15 protein-coding genes are annotated in these 18,802 nt (G+C 72.0%); 5 read left to right on the forward strand and 10 right to left on the reverse strand.

The features are described 5' to 3' along the window. Positions 1–84: 84 nt before the first annotated feature. Both C593_RS29465 and C593_RS0111485 read right to left on the reverse strand, forming a co-directional pair. Entirely contained in the window at positions 85–2,907 is a 2,823-nt protein-coding gene (locus C593_RS29465; protein WP_018847449.1) for a serine/threonine-protein kinase, read from the reverse strand. Between the two features lie 333 nt (positions 2,908–3,240). Then, the gene (locus C593_RS0111485; RefSeq protein ID WP_026277592.1) at positions 3,241–4,947 is read right to left on the reverse strand and encodes a glycerol-3-phosphate dehydrogenase/oxidase; all 1,707 of its coding nucleotides are present in this window, start codon (positions 4,945–4,947) and stop codon (positions 3,241–3,243) included. A 247-nt stretch (positions 4,948–5,194) separates the two neighbouring features. Here C593_RS0111485 and C593_RS0111490 point away from each other — a divergent pair, with 247 nt between their 5' ends. Then, on the forward strand, positions 5,195–6,421 hold the full coding sequence (locus C593_RS0111490) for a nucleotide sugar dehydrogenase (RefSeq protein WP_018847451.1): 1,227 nt from the start codon (positions 5,195–5,197) through the stop codon (positions 6,419–6,421). 257 nt (positions 6,422–6,678) lie between these two features. Here the strand turns inward: C593_RS0111490 and C593_RS0111495 are convergent, their stop codons facing one another. From C593_RS0111495 to C593_RS0111510, 4 genes are all read right to left on the reverse strand, one after another. Further along, positions 6,679–7,803, reverse strand: a complete 1,125-nt coding sequence (locus C593_RS0111495) for a GuaB3 family IMP dehydrogenase-related protein (RefSeq protein WP_018847452.1) — start codon at positions 7,801–7,803, stop codon at positions 6,679–6,681. A 137-nt stretch (positions 7,804–7,940) separates the two neighbouring features. Continuing rightward, on the reverse strand, positions 7,941–9,440 hold the full coding sequence (gene guaB, locus C593_RS0111500) for an IMP dehydrogenase (RefSeq protein ID WP_018847453.1): 1,500 nt from the start codon (positions 9,438–9,440) through the stop codon (positions 7,941–7,943). A 139-nt stretch (positions 9,441–9,579) separates the two neighbouring features. Continuing rightward, complete coding sequence (locus C593_RS0111505) at positions 9,580–10,167, reverse strand: sigma-70 family RNA polymerase sigma factor (RefSeq protein WP_018847454.1); 588 nt, start codon at positions 10,165–10,167, stop codon at positions 9,580–9,582. A 209-nt stretch (positions 10,168–10,376) separates the two neighbouring features. Continuing rightward, a complete protein-coding gene (locus tag C593_RS0111510) occupies positions 10,377–10,988 on the reverse strand; it encodes a response regulator transcription factor (protein WP_003948568.1) in 612 nt (203 codons plus the stop codon). 485 nt (positions 10,989–11,473) lie between these two features. Between C593_RS0111510 and C593_RS0111515 the strand changes: the two genes are divergently transcribed. After that, entirely contained in the window at positions 11,474–11,797 is a 324-nt protein-coding gene (locus C593_RS0111515) for a WhiB family transcriptional regulator (RefSeq protein WP_018847455.1), read from the forward strand. A 186-nt stretch (positions 11,798–11,983) separates the two neighbouring features. On the opposite strand, the gene C593_RS0111520 is transcribed toward C593_RS0111515, so the two are convergent. Continuing rightward, a complete protein-coding gene (locus C593_RS0111520) occupies positions 11,984–12,874 on the reverse strand; it encodes a LysR family transcriptional regulator (protein ID WP_018847456.1) in 891 nt (296 codons plus the stop codon). Positions 12,875–12,954: 80 nt separating this feature from the next. Here C593_RS0111520 and C593_RS0111525 point away from each other — a divergent pair, with 80 nt between their 5' ends. The 3 genes from C593_RS0111525 to C593_RS0111535 all read left to right on the forward strand — a co-directional run bounded on the left by C593_RS0111525 (position 12,955) and on the right by C593_RS0111535 (position 15,248). Then, positions 12,955–13,641, forward strand: a complete 687-nt coding sequence (locus tag C593_RS0111525; RefSeq protein ID WP_018847457.1) for an MOSC domain-containing protein — start codon at positions 12,955–12,957, stop codon at positions 13,639–13,641. 78 nt (positions 13,642–13,719) lie between these two features. Then, on the forward strand, positions 13,720–14,493 hold the full coding sequence (locus tag C593_RS0111530) for an SDR family NAD(P)-dependent oxidoreductase (protein WP_018847458.1): 774 nt from the start codon (positions 13,720–13,722) through the stop codon (positions 14,491–14,493). 62 nt (positions 14,494–14,555) lie between these two features. Next, positions 14,556–15,248, forward strand: a complete 693-nt coding sequence (locus tag C593_RS0111535; protein WP_018847459.1) for an ester cyclase — start codon at positions 14,556–14,558, stop codon at positions 15,246–15,248. Positions 15,249–15,389: 141 nt separating this feature from the next. Here the strand turns inward: C593_RS0111535 and groL are convergent, their stop codons facing one another. From groL to C593_RS0111550, 3 genes are all read right to left on the reverse strand, one after another. Next, positions 15,390–17,015 (reverse strand): chaperonin GroEL, encoded by a 1,626-nt coding sequence (gene groL / locus C593_RS0111540; RefSeq protein WP_018847460.1) that lies wholly within the window; start codon positions 17,013–17,015, stop codon positions 15,390–15,392. Positions 17,016–17,111: 96 nt separating this feature from the next. After that, complete coding sequence (gene groES, locus C593_RS0111545; protein WP_018847461.1) at positions 17,112–17,420, reverse strand: co-chaperone GroES; 309 nt, start codon at positions 17,418–17,420, stop codon at positions 17,112–17,114. Positions 17,421–17,660: 240 nt separating this feature from the next. Then, a complete protein-coding gene (locus C593_RS0111550; RefSeq protein WP_026277594.1) occupies positions 17,661–18,575 on the reverse strand; it encodes a polysaccharide deacetylase family protein in 915 nt (304 codons plus the stop codon). Positions 18,576–18,802 lie beyond the last annotated feature (227 nt).

Below are 18,802 nucleotides of genomic sequence, written 5' to 3' on the forward strand. Positions count from 1 at the left end.
ACATCCGGTCGCTCAACGGCCCTTTGTGGCTGCATTCCGTTCGCGGGCTCTCACGATACGTGTTTCCCACGATACGTGGGCCGGTCAGTCCTCGGGCCGGAACGTCGCGAACGCCGTCTTGCGCAGCGTCGAGCACTCCTCGCCGTCCCATGCGTCGGCCTTGCAGGTGATCATGATCGCGTAGCCGCGCCGGGCGTCGACCTTGAAGCCGCGGTTGAGTATCCGGACCCGCTGCCCGTTCTCCCGGCGCTCGAACTCCCAGTCGGCGACGGTCGGATAGCCGTTGAACTCGACCTTCCGTATCCCGATGTGCTTGTACCCGTTGCTGCTGGCGCTGACGCCGGCGACGGCCGCCGCCCATGCGGACGCGGCGTCGTCCTTCGGGCTGTCGTTGAAGTCCACCTGGATCTTCGGCGGTGCGCCGTTCCGGCTGAACTTGGCGCCGGAGTTGCGGCCCGCGATGCCGGTGAACCGGAAGTCCCCGGGCATCGCCATGGTGAAGCGGAACTGGTCGTTGGAGACCATCACATACCCGTCGGGGAGCGCGTCCGTGCCGCTGCCGCCGCCGGAACCAGCGTCCTCGCCGGTGCCGCCGTCCTCGCCGGGCTTGTCGCCCGAGCCGGCCGACGCGCCGCCGTCCTCGCCGGTCCCCGCATCCGGGTTCTCGCCGCTGTCCGCAGTGGCGCCGCCGTCCGGGGTGCTGCCGCCGGTGGCCTTGCCGTCGCCGCCACCGGACTCCGCGCCGGCCGAAGCCGTCGTGTCGTTCCTGGTCGAACCGTCCGCTCCCTTGGCGCCGTTGTCCTCGTCGCCGCCGAGGGTGAGGACGAGGACCGTGGAGAGCACCGCCAGAGCGGCGACCACCGCGATGATCACCAGCGTGCGCTTGGGCACCACATCGGTGATGGGCGCGCGCACCGGCGCGGGACGCCGGGCGGGTGCGGACCCGCCGGTGGCCGACGCCGGGCCGGCCGCGGACACGGTCGTCGCGGCGGACCCGGTCGTGGCGGCGGACGCGGTCGTGACGGCGGGCGCCGAAGCGGACCGGCCCGGCAGCCGGGCGTCGGCCTTGGCCGCCGCGGCTGCGTTCCGCACGGAGCGCAGCGCACCGCGCACCCGGTCCGCCGCGGCCTGGTCCTTCGGCAGGGGGGCGGACCTGGGCTCCGGCGCCCTGGGGGGCGGCAGGATCGGGATGACCCGCGTCTCCTCCGGGGAGGGCGCGGGCGGGGCGGCGGGCGGCTCGGGGGTGTTGACCACCCGGGTGAGCAGCGCGCGGGCCCCCGCGTCGTCGAGCCGCTGGGCCGGGTCCTTGGCGAGGAGGCCGTAGATGACGTCGGCCAGCGGCCCGGCGTTCTTCGGCGGGTCCAGCGGCTCGGTCATCACGGCGGTCAGGGTGGCGATCGCCGACCCCTTGTCGTAGGGCGGGCTGCCCTCGACGCTCGCGTACAGCAGACCGCCGAGCGACCACAGGTCGGCGGCCGGGCCGGGCTTGTGGCCGCGGGCGCGCTCCGGCGAGATGTAGGAGGGGGCGCCGACGAGCATGCCCGTCGAGGTGATCGACGGGTCGCCCTCGACCTGGGCGATGCCGAAGTCCGTGAGGACGACGCGGCCGTCCTTGCCGATGAGGACGTTGGACGGCTTCACGTCGCGGTGCAGGATGCCCTCGCGGTGGGCGGAGCGCAGCACGTCGAGGATGGCGAGGCCGACCTCGGCGGCGCGGCGGGGCGTCAGGACGCCGTCCTCGCGGACCACTTCGGCGAGGGACTTGCCCTCGACCAGTTCCATGACGATCCACGGGCGGTCGTCCTCGTCGACGACGTCGTAGACGGTCACGGCGCTGTTGTTGCGGATCCGCGCGATGGCCTTGGCCTCGCGCAGGGTCCGGGTGATGAGGCGGCGCTTCTCGTCCTCGTCGATGGCGTTCGGGAAGCGGAGTTCCTTGACGGCGACGGTGCGGCCCAGGGTCTCGTCGACCGCGCGCCACACGGTGCCCATGCCGCCGCGCCCGAGAACCCCGTCCAGCCGGTACCGCCGCGCGAGCAGCCGCCCACCGCTGCCGGGGGTCTCCTTCTTGACGGGCGCGACGGCGCCCGCGTCCTGCGCCTCCGGCTTCCGGGCCGTGCCCCCACCGCCGACGGGCGGCACGGCTCCGGCGGGCCGGTCCGCCGCTGCGGCCCTGCCGCCGGGCGCGGAGCCGCCACCCCCGGTCCCTGCGGCCGGGTCCGGTGCCTCCGCCCCACGGCCGGACCGGTCCTCGGAGGCCGCACCGCCGGGCGAGGCCGCGCCCGCGGCCCCACCGGGAGCGGAGTCGCGACCCCCAGCCCCGGCCTTGCCGCCGGGCGCGGAGCCGCCACTCGCGGGAGTGGCATCGGACGCGGAACCACCGTTCGCAGCCACAGCCTCGCCGTTGGACGCGGAACCTCCGGAACCGGTCCCGGCACCGGCCGGTGCCTCCGGCTCCCCGCCGGCTCGGCGGGCGTCGGCCGAGCCGGCGGCCGGCGCCTCGTCGGACTTCTTCGCGCGGTCCGAGGGGCGCGGCTTCGCCCCGCCCCCCGACGACGCAAGCGCCTCGGCCGCCACCGCGCCCAGCACGACCGTGCCACCGTCCGCGGCGGGGCGCTCCCCGCCCGCGGCGGGCTCGTCCCCGTCGCCGTCCTCGGACACCGGGTCGTCCTTCGCCTCGGTGGCCGCCGGACGCACGTCGGCCCCGCCGTCGCCGGCGCGCGCGCCCCCGGCGACGGCGTCGTCGCCCTCGCCAAGCACGCCTGCCTCGCCACGAGGGTCCTTGTTCTCCACGTTCGCGTCCCCCGACGTGCCCTCACCGCTGACGGAGTCCTCGCCCTTGCCTGCGGATCCGGTCTTGACGACCTCGTCCCGCTGGGGCCCCCGCGACTGCTCAGCCTCCGACATGCGTCCCCTCTGCGATCCCTGATCTTCGCCCGCGCCCGCCGCTCCCGCGCGAGGCGGTAACCCGCCCTGGCAGAGCGACCATTGTCCCTCACTCCGGGACCGGATCTGCTCCGGGGGCCGCCCCGCACCGGCGTGTACGCACCCCGGTGCCACCCCCACCATCCCATCACCGGCCGTGAAGCCCACCCCTGTACTGGTCGCGGGATCGCCGACTGTTCTCAGCCAACCCCCATCACCCTTTTGCGCCAAGCCTGTTGGGACGCTCCCCCTCTCCCGGACCCGCTCACCCCCGCGCGGGGTGCCGCGCCTGGCACCCCGCGCACGCCTACCGGATCAGAGCGGCACGATGTCCGGCGCCCCGAGACGCGCCGCGTCCGCCGTGAGGTCGTCCGGCTGACGCTGCGACTCGCGCTCCGCCTCGACCCGCTTCTCGTAGTGCGCGACCTCCTTGTCGATATGGGCCTCGTCCCAGCCGAGCACCGGGGCCATCAGCTCGGCGCACTCCCGGGCGCTGCGCGTGCCCCGGTCGAAGGTCTCGATGGAGATGCGGGTGCGCCGGGTGAGCACGTCGTCGAGGTGGCGCGCTCCCTCGTGCGAGGCCGCGTAGACGACCTCGGCGCGGAGGTAGTCGTCCGCACCGCCGATCGGCTCGCCGAGGGAGGGGTCCTCGGCGATCAGGTCGAGCAGTTCCTCCGTCAGGGCGCCGTAGCGGTTGAGGAGATGCTCGACGCGCACCACATGCAGGCCGGTGCGCGCGGCGATCCGGGCGCGGGAGTTCCACAGGGCCTGGTAGCCCACGGCGCCGATCAGCGGGATCTCCTCCGTGACACAGGTGGCGACCCGCTGGTCCAGCCCGTGCACGGCCGCGTCCACCGCGTCCTTCGCCATCACGCGGTAGGTCGTGTACTTGCCGCCGGCGACGACGACCAGTCCGGGCACCGGGTGGGCCACCGTGTGCTCGCGGGAGAGCTTGCTCGTGGCGTCGGACTCACCGGCGAGCAGCGGCCGGAGCCCCGCGTACACCCCCTGGACGTCGTCCCGGGTGAGGGGGACGGCCAGCACCGAGTTGACGTGCTCCAGCAGGTAGTCGATGTCGGCGCTGGAGGCGGCCGGGTGCGCCTTGTCGAGGTCCCATTCGGTGTCCGTGGTGCCGACGATCCAGTGCCGGCCCCACGGGATCACGAACAGCACGGATTTCTCGGTGCGCAGGATCAGCCCGGTGGTCGAGTGGATCCGGTCCTTGGGCACCACGAGGTGGATGCCCTTGGAGGCGCGCACATGGAACTGCCCGCGCTCCGCGATCAGCGCCTGGGTGTCGTCCGTCCACACGCCCGTCGCGTTCACCACCTGGCGGGCGCGGACTTCGTACTCGTTGCCGCTCTCGACGTCCCGCACCAGGGCGCCGACGACCCGCTCGCCCTCCCGCAGGAAGCCGACCACCCGCGCCCGGCTCGCCACATGCGCGCCGTAGGACGCGGCTGTGCGGACCAGGTCGGTGACGAAGCGGGCGTCGTCCACCTGTGCGTCGTAGTACTGGAGGGCGCCGACCAGGGCGTCCTTCCGGAGCGCGGGGGCGACCCGCAGCGCCCGGCGGCGCGAGAGATGGCGGTGCACGGGCAGGCCCCGGCCGTGGCCGGAGGAGACGGACATCGCGTCGTAGAGCGCGACGCCCGAACCCGCGTACCAGCGCTCCCAGCCCTTGTGCTGGAGGGGATAGAGGAAGGGGACGGGCTTGACCAGGTGCGGGGCGAGACGCTCCAGCAGCAGCCCCCGCTCCTTGAGTGCCTCCCGGACCAGGGCGAAGTCCAGCATCTCCAGATACCGCAGCCCGCCGTGGATCAGCTTGCTCGACCGGCTCGACGTGCCCGAGGCCCAGTCGCGCGCCTCGACCAGCCCGGTGGCGAGCCCTCTCGTCGCCGCGTCCAGAGCGGTGCCCGCGCCCACCACGCCCGCGCCGACGACGAGCACATCCAGCTCGCGATCGGCCATGGCGGCGAGCGCCTCGGCGCGCTCCCCGGGTCCCAGTGTCGCTGTCCTCACTGCTGCCTCCCGTCGCCCCGTCCCCTGCGGCCGGGCTCTCACCGTCCCTGCGGTCGGGCTCTCACCGTCGATTCTGTCCGCACTCGACGACTTCAGCCACCGCCTGTGGATAACACTCGGTCAGCCACGCGGCCGCAATGCGGCATAACGGTCATATTTACGCCTAGTCTGACATTGCGTGCGCTCGTTCCGCCCACAGGACTTGCGCACCGACCCCCCTCCGGCTATGGGAAGGACGGCCAACGCCATGCCCGCAGATCTCGCCGTCATCGGCCTCGGCCACCTCGGCCTGCCCCTCGCCCAGGCCGCCGTCGCCGCCCGCATCGAGACCATCGGCTACCACCCCGGCCCCGGCCACCCGGAACCCGCCGGCGGCGTCACCGCGGCCGACGTGCGCCGGATGCTCTCCGCCGGTTTCCGCACGGTCGCCGACCCCGCCGAGCTGGGCCGGGTGCGCACCGCCGTCATCTGCGCGCCCACCCCGCCCGGCCCCGACGGCGTCCCCGACCTCGGCGCCCTCGCCGAGGCGGCCCGCACCCTGGCCGCCCGGCTCCGCCCGCACACCACCGTGATCCTCGAGTCGGCGGTTCCGCCCGGCACCACCGAGGAGTTCCTGCGCCCACTCCTGGAGGAGGGCTCCGGCCTGCGCGCCGGCCGGGACTTCCACCTCGCCCACTCCCCCAGCCGCACCGACCCCGGCAACCGCGACCACCACTACGCCAACACCCCCAAGGTCATCGGCGGCCTCACCCCCGCCTGCACCGAATCCGCCGCCGCGTTCTACGGACGCCTCACCGAGAAGGTGGTGCGGGCGCGGGGGCTGCGCGAGGCGGAGACCGTCAAGGTCCTGGAGACCAACTTCCGGCACGTCAACACCGCCCTGGTCAACGAGATGGCGGTGCTGTGCCACACCCTCGGCGTGGACCTGTGGGACGTCATCCGCTGCGCCGAGACGAAGCCCTTCGGCTTCCTGGCGTTCCGGCCGGGGCCCGGCGTCGGCGGCCACGGCGTCCCCCTCGACCCGGGCGGCCTCCCACCCGCCGGCGGCAGCCTGCGCATGGTCGGTCTCGCCCAGGACATCAACTCCCGTATGCCGCAGTACGTCATCCAGCGCTGCGCCACCCTCCTCAACGAGCACGGAAAGTCCGCGCGCGGCGCCCGCGTCCTGCTCCTCGGCGTGACCTACAAGCCCGATCTGCCCGACCTCCAGGGGTCGCCCGCCACCGAAATCGCCCGCCGCCTGCGGGACATGGGCGCGGCGGTCAGCTACCACGACCCGCATGTCCCCGACTGGCGCGTGCACGACCGCCCCGTCCCTCGCGCGGACTCCCTCTACGAGGCGGCGGCCAGCGCCGATCTGACGGTCCTGCTCCAGAACCACCGCACCTACGACCTCCAGGGCCTGGCCGTGAAGGCCCAACTCCTGCTGGACACAAGGGGAACCACCCCGGTGGGGGCGGCGCACCGGCTGTAGACATCTCACACAGGTCCCGGAGATCTCCATCGACCAATTCGACTGTTCGACCTGCTGACCACCGCATGGTCCGAGTCCGCCGAGGCCATGACCTGGGTCTTCTTCGCCATCGCGGCGATCACCGCCTTCGGTGGCGCCAAGAAGGCCAACGACTGACCTTCCCCGGCAGCACATGCCGAACGGCCCGGTACCGCTCAGCGGTACCGGGCCGTTCGGGCTGCCGGGCCGGGGCGCGGGCGCGCCCGCGCCCCGTCGGGTCAGCGGCGGTGCTGGGAGTCCGCGACCGTGACCTCGACGCGCTGGAACTCCTTGAGCTCGCTGTAGCCCGTCGTCGCCATCGCGCGGCGCAGCGCGCCGAAGAAGTTCATGGACCCGTCCGGGCTGTGCGAGGGACCCGCGAGGACCTCCTCGGTGGTGCCGACGATGCCCAGGTCCACCAGCTTGCCGCGCGGCACGTCCTCGTGGACCGCCTCCATGCCCCAGTGGCGGCCCTTGCCCGGCGCGTCCGTCGCGCGGGCCAGCGGGGAGCCGATCATCACCGCGTCCGCCCCGCAGGCGATCGCCTTCGGCAGGTCGCCGGACCAGCCCACGCCGCCGTCCGCGATGACGTGGACGTACCGGCCGCCGGACTCGTCCATGTAGTCGCGGCGGGCGGCGGCCACATCGGCCACGGCCGTCGCCATCGGGACCTGGATGCCCAGCACGTTCCGCGTGGTGTGCGCGGCGCCGCCGCCGAAGCCGACCAGCACGCCCGCGGCGCCGGTGCGCATCAGGTGCAGCGCGGCCGTGTAGGTGGCGCAGCCGCCGACGATGACGGGGACGTCCAGCTCGTAGATGAACTGCTTGAGGTTGAGCGGCTCGGCCGCGCCGGAGACGTGCTCGGCGGAGACGGTCGTACCGCGGATGACGAAGATGTCCACCCCCGCGTCGACGACGGCCTTGGAGAACTGCGCGGTGCGCTGCGGGGAGAGCGCGGCGGCGGTGACGACGCCCGAGTCGCGCACCTCCTTGATGCGCTGCCCGATCAGCTCCTCCTTGATCGGCGCCTCGTAGATCTCCTGGAGACGGCGGGTGGCGGTCTCCGGGTCCAGGCCGGCGATCTCGTCGAGCAGCGGCTGCGGGTCCTCGTAACGCGTCCAGAGCCCTTCGAGGTTGAGGACGCCGAGACCGCCCATCTCGCCGATGCGGATGGCGGTCGCCGGGGACACGACCGAGTCCATCGGAGCGGCCAGGAACGGCAGCTCGAAGCGGTAGGCGTCGATCTGCCAGGCGATCGAGACCTCCTTCGGGTCCCGCGTGCGGCGGCTCGGCACGACGGCGATGTCGTCGAACGCGTACGCCCTGCGCCCGCGCTTGCCGCGCCCGATCTCGATCTCAGTCACGTGTGTGGCCTTTCCCTCTACGTCTGGCGCTACCAGTATCCCCGACACGCACCCGGGGGCGGCCCCGGCGACCCGGGACCGCCCCCGGGGAGCGGGTACCGCCGTGCGCGCGGGGGCCCGCGCGCCCGCCTGCCGTGCTACTTCCTGCTGTAGTTCGGCGCCTCGACCGTCATCTGGATGTCGTGCGGGTGGCTCTCCTTGAGGCCGGCGGAGGTGATCCGCACGAACCGGCCCTTGGACTCCATCTCCCCGATGGTGCCGGCGCCCACATAGCCCATGGTCTGGCGCAGACCGCCGACGAGCTGGTGCAGGACGTTGGCGAGCGGGCCGCGGTAGGGCACCTGGCCCTCGATGCCCTCGGGCACGAGCTTGTCGTCGGAGGCGACCTCGGCCTGGAAGTAGCGGTCCTTGGAGAAGGACCGGCCCTGGCCCCGGGACTGCATCGCGCCGAGCGAGCCCATGCCGCGGTACGACTTGAACTGCTTGCCGTTGATGAAGAGCAGCTCGCCGGGCGACTCCTCGCAGCCCGCGAGCAGGCTGCCGAGCATCACGGTGTCCGCGCCGGCCGCCAGGGCCTTGCCGATGTCGCCGGAGTACTGGAGGCCGCCGTCGCCGATCAGCGGGATGCCGGCGGGCCGCGCCGCGAGGGACGCCTCGTAGATCGCGGTGACCTGCGGTACGCCGATGCCCGCGACCACGCGGGTGGTGCAGATGGAGCCGGGGCCGACGCCCACCTTGATGCCGTCGACGCCGGCGTCGATCATCGCCTGCGCGCCGTCCCGGGTGGCGACGTTGCCGCCGATCACGTCGATGTTCACGCTCGACTTGATCTTCGACATCCAGCCGAGGGCGTTGCTGTTGTGGCCGTGCGAGGTGTCGACGACCAGGAAGTCCACCCCGGCCGCGGCGAGCGCCTGTGCCCGCTCCAGTGCCTCCGGGCTCGCGCCCACGGCGGCGCCGACGAGCAGCCGGCCCTCGGCGTCCTTGGCCGCGTTCGGGTACTTCTCGGCCTTGACGAAGTCCTTGACCGTGATCAGGCCCTTGAGCAGGCCCTTGTCGTCGACCAGCGGCAGCTTCTCGATCTTGTGGCGGCGCAGCAGCTCCATGGCGTCCACACCGGAGATGCCCACCTTGCCGGTGACCAGCGGCATCGGCGTCATGACCTCGCGCACCTGGCGGGAGCGGTCCGACTCGAAGGCCATGTCGCGGTTGGTCACGATGCCCAGCAGCTTGCCGCCCTGGTCGGTGACGGGGACGCCGCTGATGCGGAACTTGGCGCAGAGCGCGTCCGCCTCGGCGAGGGTCGCGTCCGGGTGCACGGTGATCGGGTCGGTGACCATGCCGGACTCGGAGCGCTTGACCAGGTCGACCTGGTTGACCTGGTCCTCGACGGAGAGGTTGCGGTGCAGCACACCGACGCCGCCCAGCCGGGCCATCGCGATCGCCATCCGGGACTCGGTCACCTTGTCCATCGCCGCGGAGAGCAGCGGGATGTTGACCCGCACGTTCCGGGAGATGCGGGACGAGGTGTCGACCGCGTTGGGGAGCACCTCGGACGCACCCGGCAGCAGCAGTACATCGTCGTAGGTCAGCCCGAGTGTCGCGAATTTCTCGGGCACTCCGTCGACGTTGGTCATGACACCTTCCCCAATGGCCTTGATCGGTGCGGATGTCCATGCTAACGGGCCGCGACCGTGTCTCATTCCACGATCAAGATCCACGAGCAGCTTTGGACGTTCCTACGTGTACGTGAGGGACACCCGCGGGCGGTGAGCCTTACTGCTCGGCCAGCGCCCGCAGCCGGCTGAGCGCCCGGTGCTGGGCGACCCGGACGGCGCCGGGCGACATCCCCAGCATCTGCCCGGTCTCCTCCGCGGTCAGTCCCACGGCGACGCGCAGCACCAGCAGTTCGCGCTGGTTCTCCGGCAGATTGGCGAGGAGCTTGCGCGCCCACTCGGCGTCGTCACTGAGGAGCGCCCGCTCCTCGGGCCCGAGGGAGTCGTCCGGCCGCTCGGGCATCTCGTCGGATGGCACGGCCGTGGAGCCGGGGTGGCGCATCGCGGCGCGCTGGAGGTCGGCGACCTTGTGCGAGGCGATGGCGAAGACGAACGCCTCGAAGGGGCGCCCGGTGTCCTTGTAGCGCGGCAGGGCCATGAGCACCGCCACGCAGACCTCCTGGGCGAGGTCGTCGGCGAAATGACGCGCGTCCCCGGGCAGCCGGTTCAGACGGGAGCGGCAGAAGCGCAGTGCCAGCGGATGGACGTGCGCGAGCAGGTCGTGCGTGGCCTGCTCGTCGCCGTCGACGGCACGGTGCACCAGCGCTCCGATGGCGCCCTGGGCGCCGGCCCCCTTGTCGTCACGCATCGGTCCATCGTGCCTCGGCGGCGGCGCCTGCGCGGCACCGCCTCCCGTGTTGTGCACCGAAGCGTTATGAGCAGGTGCGCCGGAACTCATCTCCTGCGCCCTCCCCTCCCGCTCGACCGAATCGTCCCCGAGGAACTCCACACCTCAAGGATGCGGCATCGCGCGGGAAACGGATGCCCTCGGGCATCCGTCACCCCGTGCCGGCCCACTCAGCGGACCAGGCCCCACCGGAATCCGAGCGCCACCGCGTGTGCCCGGTCCGAGGCGCCGAGCTTCTTGAACAGCCGCCTGGCGTGCGTCTTGACCGTGTCCTCGGAGAGGAAGAGCTCCCTGCCGATCTCGGCGTTGGAGCGGCCGTGGCTCATGCCTTCGAGCACCTGGATCTCCCGCGCGGTCAGGGTGGGCGCGGCGCCCATCTCGGCCGAGCGGAGGCGGCGCGGGGCGAGCCGCCAGGTGGGGTCGGCGAGGGCCTGCGTGACCGTGGCGCGCAACTCGGCGCGCGAGGCGTCCTTGTGCAGATAGCCACGGGCACCGGCCGCGACGGCGAGGGCGACGCCGTCGAGGTCCTCGGCGACGGTGAGCATGATGATCCGCGCGCCGGGGTCGGCCGACAGCAGCCTGCGGACCGTTTCGACACCGCCCAGGCCGGGCATGCGCACGTCCATCAGGATGAGATCCGAGCGGTCGGCGCCCCAGCGGCGGAGGACTTCCTCCCCGTTGGCCGCGGTCGTCACGCGCTCGACGCCGGGTACGGTCGCGACCGCGCGGCGCAGCGCCTCTCGGGCAAGCGGGGAGTCGTCGCAGACGAGGACGGACGTCATGACTGACCTCCGTGGCTCTCGCAGCCAATGCGCGTCACCTTGAGCCTCCAGGCTGGGTACGTTTCGTCACCTGTGCGGTTGAACGCTCTCGGACATGTGCCCGACAGCTTCTTCTTTCAACCGCCTCGCTCTCTCAACGATGGTCACTCGAAAGAGTTACGGCTCAGGTGAACCTCTTCGGCACCGTGCGTGAGCGGACCCCTACGGAGGGAAGCGCCCCAGGTCACCGCACCGGCACGGCATCCACACCCCGCCGCCACCGGGAGATCGTGCCCCATTCAGACGGTTTTCTTCCCTTTGGCTGGTGTCTATGGCTAGATTCGCAATGAGTCATATTTACATCTACTTACACAGGAGATGTACGGTCGTTGGCACAGCGCGGGACGCTGATCCGGGCACTCACCGGCCCGTGGCCCCGCCCGTTCCTACCGGCCCTGTTCCACCCAGGGCCCTCCAACCAGCACGGTTTCAAGGGGACATGCGCTATGGCAGATTTCTCTCGCCTTCCCGGACCCAACGCCGATCTGTGGGACTGGCAGCTCCTCGCGGCCTGCCGCGGGGTCGACAGCTCGCTCTTCTTCCACCCGGAGGGCGAGCGGGGGGCGGCACGCAGCGCACGCGAGAACTCCGCGAAAGAGGTCTGCATGCGCTGCCCGGTCCGGGCCGAGTGCGCGGCGCACGCACTGGCCGTCCGTGAGCCCTACGGGGTCTGGGGCGGGCTGACCGAGGACGAGCGCGAGGAGCTCATGGGCCGGGCCCGCCATCGCATGGTCCCCGCGACGAGTGCCGGGGGCACCGCCCGCGGCTGACACCCGCACACGACGACTTATCGAAGAAACGTTCCTGCACGCGAGGGCGAAGCCGCGCGTGAGGTCAGGACCGTACGTGCGATCCGGGCGGTACGTGAGGTCCGGACGGTACGTGAGGTCCGGGCGGTACGTGAGGTCCGGGCGGCCGCGCCGGCCGCTCGACCGCCCGGCGCGGCCGCCCGCCCGTCAGCGCGCGGCCGCCCGCGCCAGGCGGTCGAGGGTGGCCGCCACCGCCGGGACCTGCGACAGGTCCGGGAGGGTGAGCGCCACGATCTCGCGGTGCACCGGGGGGTCCACCGCCACCATGCGCACCCCCTTGGAGCGCACCGACTCCAGGGCGAGTTCCGGCAGCACCGCGACGCCGAGACCTGCGCCCACCAGGCCGATCACCGCCGGGTAGTCGTCGGTGGCGAAGTCGATCCGGGGCGCGAAGCCCGCCTCCTCGCACACCTCCACGAGCTGGCGGCGGCAGCGGGGACAACCCGCGATCCAGGACTCCTCCGCGAGGTCCCCGATGGCCACCGTCCCCGCGTCCGCCAGCGGGTGCGCCTCGGGCACCAGGCCGACGAGCCGGTCGGTCAGCAGCGGCCGGACCACCAGGTCGTCCCACTCGGCCCCGGCCCCGCCGTACCGGAAGGCCACCGCGATGTCGCAGTCCCCCTCCCGGAGCATCTCGACGGAGCGGGGCGGCTCCGCGTCCACCAGGGAGACGCGGGTGCCGGGGTGGTCCGTGCGCAGGGCGGCCAGGGCCGTGGGGACCAGGGTGGAGCTGCCGCTCGGGAAGGACACCAGCCGCACCCGCCCGGCCCGCAGGCCCGCGATCGCGGCGATCTCCTCCTCCGCCGCCGTCAGCCCGGCCAGGATCCCGGCGGCGTGCCGGACCAGCACCTCCCCGGCCTGGGTGAGGCGCATCTCCCGCCCGGTGCGGATCAGCAGCGGGGTGCCCGCGGAGGTCTCCAGGGCCTTCATCTGCTGGCTGACCGCGGGCTGGGTGCAGCCGAGTTCACGGGCCGCGGCGGAGAAGGAGCCGGTGGCGGCGACGGCGCGCAGGACGCGGAGATGGCGGGCTTCGATCACCCACCGAGCATAAGGGAGGCTTGGAGCATGAGAGAAATATCGCCTGGTGCCTTTGAGTCGGTGCGGGTTAGCGTGCCCCCATGCAGCTTCTCACCGTGAACGTGGGCCCTCTCCGCCCCGTCGACTACGCCGACAACGGCGCGACCGGAATAGACAAGCGCCCCGTCGAGGGCCCCGTCCTCGTCCGCGACCCTGGCCCCAAGGGGGAGGGCGGCAGCGGACTGGCCGGCGACGAGATCTCCGACCTGCGCCACCACGGCGGCAGCGACCAGGCGGTGTACGCCTTCGCGCGCGAGGATCTGGACCGCTGGGAGCGGGAGTTGGGCCGGCCGCTGGCCAACGGCTCCTTCGGCGAGAACCTGACCACCAGCGGTCTGGACGTGACCGGCGCACTGATCGGCGAGCGGTGGCGCGTCGGCGCGGACCTCGTCCTGGAGGTCACCAGCGGGCGCATCCCGTGCCGGACCTTCGCGAGCCACCTGGGCGAGCGCGGCTGGGTGCGGCGCTTCACGCAGGACTCGGCCCCGGGCGCCTACCTGCGGGTGATCGTGCCGGGCGAGATCCGGGCGGGCGACCCGATCGCGGTCGTGCACCGGCCGGACCACGAGGTGACGGTCGCGATGTCGTTCCGGGCCGAGACCGTGGAGCGCACCCTGCTGCCGCAGGTGCTGGCGGCGGGCGAGGCGCTGCACCCCGAGCAGTTGCGGGCCGCCCGCGCCTACACGGAGAAGTACGGCGAGGCGGTGGCGGGCGAGGGCGCCCGCTGACAGCACGCGCAGCGGGGCCCGTCTTGCGGACCGGCCCTCTCACCCGGTGCCGACACCGGGACCACTAACGTGCCGCCTATGACAACTGCACTGATCACGGGAGCGACCGCGGGCATCGGGGCCGCCTTCGCCCGACGGCTCGCGGCCGACGGCCACAACCTGGTGCTGGTCGCCCGTGACACCGCACGGCTGCGCGAGCAGGCCACCGAACTGCACGACCGCCACGGCATCGAGGCCGAGGTGCTGAGGGCCGACCTGGCCGCCGAGGCCGGGATCACCGCGGTCGAGCAGCGGCTCGCCGACCGCCTGCACCCCGTCGACCTGCTGGTCAACAATGCCGGCTTCGGCAACAAGGGCCGCTTCCTCGACGTCCCCATGGCGGACGAACTCACCATGCTGAAGGTGCACTGCGAGGCGGTCCTGAGGCTGACCGCCGCCGCGACGGAGTCGATGCGGGAGCGGGGGCGCGGCGGGGTGGTGAACGTGGCGTCCGTGGCCGCGTTCGTGCCGCGCGGCACCTACGGGGCGTCCAAGGCGTGGGTCGTGCAGTTCACCCAGGGCGCGGCGCGGGACCTGGCGGGCTCGGGGGTGCGGCTGATGGCCCTCTGCCCCGGCTTCGTGCGGACCGAGTTCCACCAGCGGGCGGGGATGGGGACGGACAACATCCCCGGCTGGATGTGGCTGGACGCCGACAAGCTGGTGGCGGCCGCGCTGGCGGACCTGGCGAAGGGCAAGTCCCTGTCGGTCCCGGACCCCCGGTACAAGGCGCTGATGGGCGTGGTGAAGCTGACGCCGCGCGGCCTCCTGGGCGGGATGACGGCGCGGACGGGACGCAAGTACGGGCCACGCTGAGCCAACAGGGCGAATGTGATCTGCGTCACTAAAATGGAAGCATCCCTGCGGTGGGAGGCGCCATGAAGTTCGTGCAGATCATCGACTACGAGACCGCCGACTTCGACAGCATGAACACGCTGATGGAGCGGTGGGTGGAGCAGACCAGAGGGAAGCGGACAACCGGGCACGCCGTCACGGGACGGGACCGCGGCAACAGCAGGCACTACGTCGACATCGTGGAGTTCAACTCCTACGAGGAGGCGATGGAGAACTCCCAACTCCCGGAGACCGACCGGATGTTCCGGGAGATGGTGGCCCTCTGTGACGGTATGCCGTCCTTCACCGACCTGGACGTCGTACGTGAGGAACAGCTCAACGCGGCCGTCGCCCGGCGCTTCTTCCACGAGGTCGTGTCGGGCGGGAACCTGGACGCGATCGGCGAGATGTTCGCCGAGGACTACGTCGACCACGACGTGGCCAACGAGGCGGACGCCGAGACCGGCACCGACGTCGTCCGCCGCGACATCACCATGTGGCGCGACGCCTTCGACTTCACCTTCGACCTCGACCGGCAGGTGTGCGAAGGGGACGACGTGGTGATCCTCTGGCGGTGGAACGGCAAGCACAAGGCCGAGTTCCAGGGGATTCCCGCGAGCGGCGACGAGTGCGTGATGACCGGGACGACGATCTTCCGCTTCAGCGGCGGAAAGATCAAGGAAGGCTGGTGGCACTTCGACCGGCTCGGGCTGATGAAGCAGCTCGGAGCGGCCTGACCGGGCGGCGGCCCGTCCGGGGACCTCACGAAGACGCGGGAGCGCCCTCGGAGCAGGCGACGCGCCGGACCCCCGGCCCCTCGCGTGTCCGCGGGGGGGCCGGGGGTCCGCTACCGGTGCGGCGCGCCGCACCGGTGAGCGTCAGTGGCTGTGGCCGTGGCCGCCGTGGCCCGCGTCGGCCTCCTCCTCGGCCGGCTTCTCGACGACCAGGGTCTCGGTCGTGAGCAGCAGGGAGGCGATGGAGGCGGCGTTCTCGAGCGCGGAACGGGTCACCTTGACCGGGTCGATGACACCGGCCTTGACCAGGTCGCCGTACTCGCCGGTCGCGGCATTGAAGCCGTTCCCCTTCTCCAGCTCCGCCACCTTGGAGGTGATGACGTAGCCCTCCAGGCCGGCGTTCTCGGCGATCCAGCGCAGCGGCTCGACGGCGGCGCGGCGAACGACGGCGACACCGGTGGCCTCGTCGCCCTCCTTGCCGAGGTTGCCGTCCAGCACCTTGACGGCGTGGACGAGCGCGGAGCCACCACCGGAGACGATGCCCTCCTCGACCGCGGCGCGGGTCGCGGAGATGGCGTCCTCCAGACGGTGCTTCTTCTCCTTCAGCTCCACCTCGGTGGCGGCGCCGACCTTGATCACGCACACGCCGCCGGCCAGCTTCGCGAGGCGCTCCTGGAGCTTCTCGCGGTCCCAGTCGGAGTCCGTGCTCTCGATCTCGGCCTTGATCTGGTTGACGCGGCCGGCCACGTCGGCCGAGTCGCCGCCGCCGTCGACGATCGTGGTGTCGTCCTTGGTGACGGTGACGCGACGGGCGGTGCCCAGCACGTCCAGACCGGCCTGGTCGAGCTTGAGGCCGACCTCCTCGGCGATGACGGTGGCACCGGTGAGGGTGGCCATGTCGCCGAGCATCGCCTTGCGGCGGTCGCCGAAGCCGGGGGCCTTGACGGCCACCGCGTTGAAGGTGCCGCGGATCTTGTTGACCACCAGGGTCGACAGGGCCTCGCCCTCGACGTCCTCGGCGATGATCAGCAGCGGCTTGGAGGCACCGGCCTGGATGACCTTCTCCAGCAGCGGCAGCAGGTCCTGGATGGAGGAGATCTTGCCCTGGTGGATCAGGATGTACGGGTCGTCGAGGACGGCCTCCATACGCTCCTGGTCGGTCACCATGTACGGGGACAGGTAGCCCTTGTCGAAGGCCATGCCCTCGGTGAAGTCCAGCTCCAGACCGAAGGTGTTGGACTCCTCGACGGTGATGACACCGTCCTTGCCGACCTTGTCCATCGCCTCGGCGATGAGCTCGCCGACCTGCTGGTCCTGCGCGGAGAGCGCGGCCACGGCGGCGATGTCGGACTTCTCGTCGATCGGGCGCGCGGTCGCCAGCAGCTCGTCGGAGACGGCCTTGACGGCGGCGTCGATGCCCTTCTTCAGGGCGGCCGGGGAGGCACCGGCGGCGACGTTGCGCAGGCCCTCGCGGACCAGGGCCTGGGCCAGCACGGTGGCGGTGGTGGTGCCGTCACCCGCGATGTCGTTGGTCTTGGTCGCCACCTCCTTCACCAGCTGGGCGCCGAGGTTCTCGTACGGGTCCTCGACCTCGACCTCGCGGGCGATGGTCACACCGTCGTTGGTGATGGTGGGAGCGCCGAACTTCTTGTCGATGACGACGTTGCGGCCGCGGGGGCCGATCGTCACCTTGACGGTGTCGGCAAGCTTGTTGACGCCGCGCTCAAGGGCGCGACGGGCGTCCTCGTCGAACTTCAGGATCTTCGCCATGGAGCTTTCTCAAGTCCTCTCGAAACGAGCCGCGCCCCTCGCCGCCCGGCAATCAGCGGGGTGACCAGGGGCGCGGTTCGAAAGTAAATCGGTGAATTACTTCTCGACGATCGCGAGCACGTCGCGAGCCGAGAGGACGAGGTACTCCTCGCCGCTGTACTTCACTTCGGTGCCGCCGTACTTGCTGTAGAGCACGACGTCGCCGACGTTCACGTCGAGCGGGAGACGCTCGCCGTTCTCGAAGCGGCCCGGGCCCACGGCCAGGACGACGCCCTCCTGGGGCTTCTCCTTGGCGGTGTCCGGAATAACCAGGCCAGAGGCCGTGGTCTGCTCGGCGTCGAGCGGCTGGACCACAATGCGGTCCTCGAGCGGCTTGATGGCAACCTTGGTGCTGGCGGTCGTCACGATCCGACCTCCCCCTTCGGAGATCTCACGGGGTCAATTGATCTGAGGTGGCGACCAGGTGGATCCGTCGTCGCGGGTGCCGGACCTGCCCGTCGCTGTGTTGGCACTCTCCTGTGGTGAGTGCCAGGAGCGAGACTATGACTGCGATTAGCACTCGGTCAAGCGGAGTGCCAATACAGCCCTCCGCGGCGCGCCGCGGAGGGCTGTTCTCGGCGTCGCGCCCCTGCCCGGGAGTGCGGTTCAGACGTAGTCCTCCAGCTTCGCCACGGCGTACCCCTTGTCGGTGACCGTGCGCATGACCTGGCGGATCATGTCGGGCATGGAGCCCTTCCAGTCCCCCTTGCCGCGGAAGTGGGTGAGGATGATGTCGCCCGGATGCAGGTCGCGGTCCCACTCGCGCCACTCCATGCGGTCCGGGAACGCCTCGGCCGCCCACAGCGGTACCGCCTCGACGCCGCAGGACTTGGCCACCCGCAGCGTGTCTCCGTTGTAGTTGCCGTACGGCGGGCGGAACAGGCGCGGCCGGGTGCCGTACCGCTTCTGGAGCTTCTCCTGCTGGCCGCAGATCTCACGCTTCTGCTGCGCGTACGACAGGCCCGGCAGATAGCGGTGGTTGAGGGTGTGGTTGTGCAGCGCCACCCCGCTGTCGCGCATCTTCTCGAAGTAGGCGTAGTCGTCGTTGATGACGTAGTCGCTGAGGAAGGCGCTGTACGGGATCCGGAGTTCGGACAGCATCCGCAGCAGCTCCGGGTCCTTCTCCGCGCCGTCGTCGATCGTCAGGAAGACGATCTTCTCCTTGGTGGGGACGGTGGTGAAGACGGGCGGCAGACCCGCGCCGCCGGTGACCTCGAAGCCCTTGCGGGTGGTGATGCGCGGCTTGGCGGCGGGGGGCGGGGGCGCGGCGAGCGGGGTCCTGGCCAGGCCCCACTTCTTCGCCGCGACCGCGCGGGCCGCCTGGGCGCGGTGCGCCTTCTCGGCCTGCGCGGCCAGGGCACCGGCCGCGCCGTCCTCCTCGGCGGCCCGGCGCTCCTCCTCGGCCCTGGTGCCGGCCGCGGGGGTCGCGGCCGGGTCCGTCCCGCGCGTCTCGGCGGCGCAGCCCACGCCCAGGGCTGCGACGACGAACGCCGCGAGGGCCGCTCGCACACGAAAAGTCATCAGCTTTCCCTTTTGTCGTACTAGTTGCATGGCGTCGCATCCTGTCAGCGGACCGTCCCCGGGCCCGGCCGACACCGCCCGCGGAGGCCGCCCGTCCCCCGGGCGGCGGACAGGGGAGGCGGACAGGGGAGGCGCGGGGTGGGTGGGAGGGAGGGCGGGGGCCGGACCGGGGCCCGGGCCCGGGGCGCGGGCCGACGGGCCCGGGGCGCGGGCGGGGCCGGGGGCCG

It is taken from the genome of Streptomyces sp. CNT372 (genome assembly GCF_000377145.1).

Bases quoted from the DNA above. Each gene is read 5' to 3' on its own strand.
- C593_RS0111505 (WP_018847454.1), bottom strand. From the start codon at position 10,167: ATGCGTGACGACAAGGGGGCCGGCGCCCAGGGCGCCATCGGAGCGCTG.
- C593_RS0111550 (WP_026277594.1), bottom strand. From the start codon at position 18,575: ATGACTTTTCGTGTGCGAGCGGCCCTCGCGGCGTTCGTCGTCGCAGCC.
- groL (WP_018847460.1), bottom strand. From the start codon at position 17,015: ATGGCGAAGATCCTGAAGTTCGACGAGGACGCCCGTCGCGCCCTTGAG.
- C593_RS0111535 (WP_018847459.1), top strand. From the start codon at position 14,556: ATGAAGTTCGTGCAGATCATCGACTACGAGACCGCCGACTTCGACAGC.
- C593_RS0111490 (WP_018847451.1), top strand. From the start codon at position 5,195: ATGCCCGCAGATCTCGCCGTCATCGGCCTCGGCCACCTCGGCCTGCCC.
- C593_RS0111530 (WP_018847458.1), top strand. From the start codon at position 13,720: ATGACAACTGCACTGATCACGGGAGCGACCGCGGGCATCGGGGCCGCC.
- C593_RS29465 (WP_018847449.1), bottom strand. From the start codon at position 2,907: ATGTCGGAGGCTGAGCAGTCGCGGGGGCCCCAGCGGGACGAGGTCGTC.
- C593_RS0111510 (WP_003948568.1), bottom strand. From the start codon at position 10,988: ATGACGTCCGTCCTCGTCTGCGACGACTCCCCGCTTGCCCGAGAGGCG.
- C593_RS0111525 (WP_018847457.1), top strand. From the start codon at position 12,955: ATGCAGCTTCTCACCGTGAACGTGGGCCCTCTCCGCCCCGTCGACTAC.
- C593_RS0111515 (WP_018847455.1), top strand. From the start codon at position 11,474: ATGGCAGATTTCTCTCGCCTTCCCGGACCCAACGCCGATCTGTGGGAC.
- guaB (WP_018847453.1), bottom strand. From the start codon at position 9,440: ATGACCAACGTCGACGGAGTGCCCGAGAAATTCGCGACACTCGGGCTG.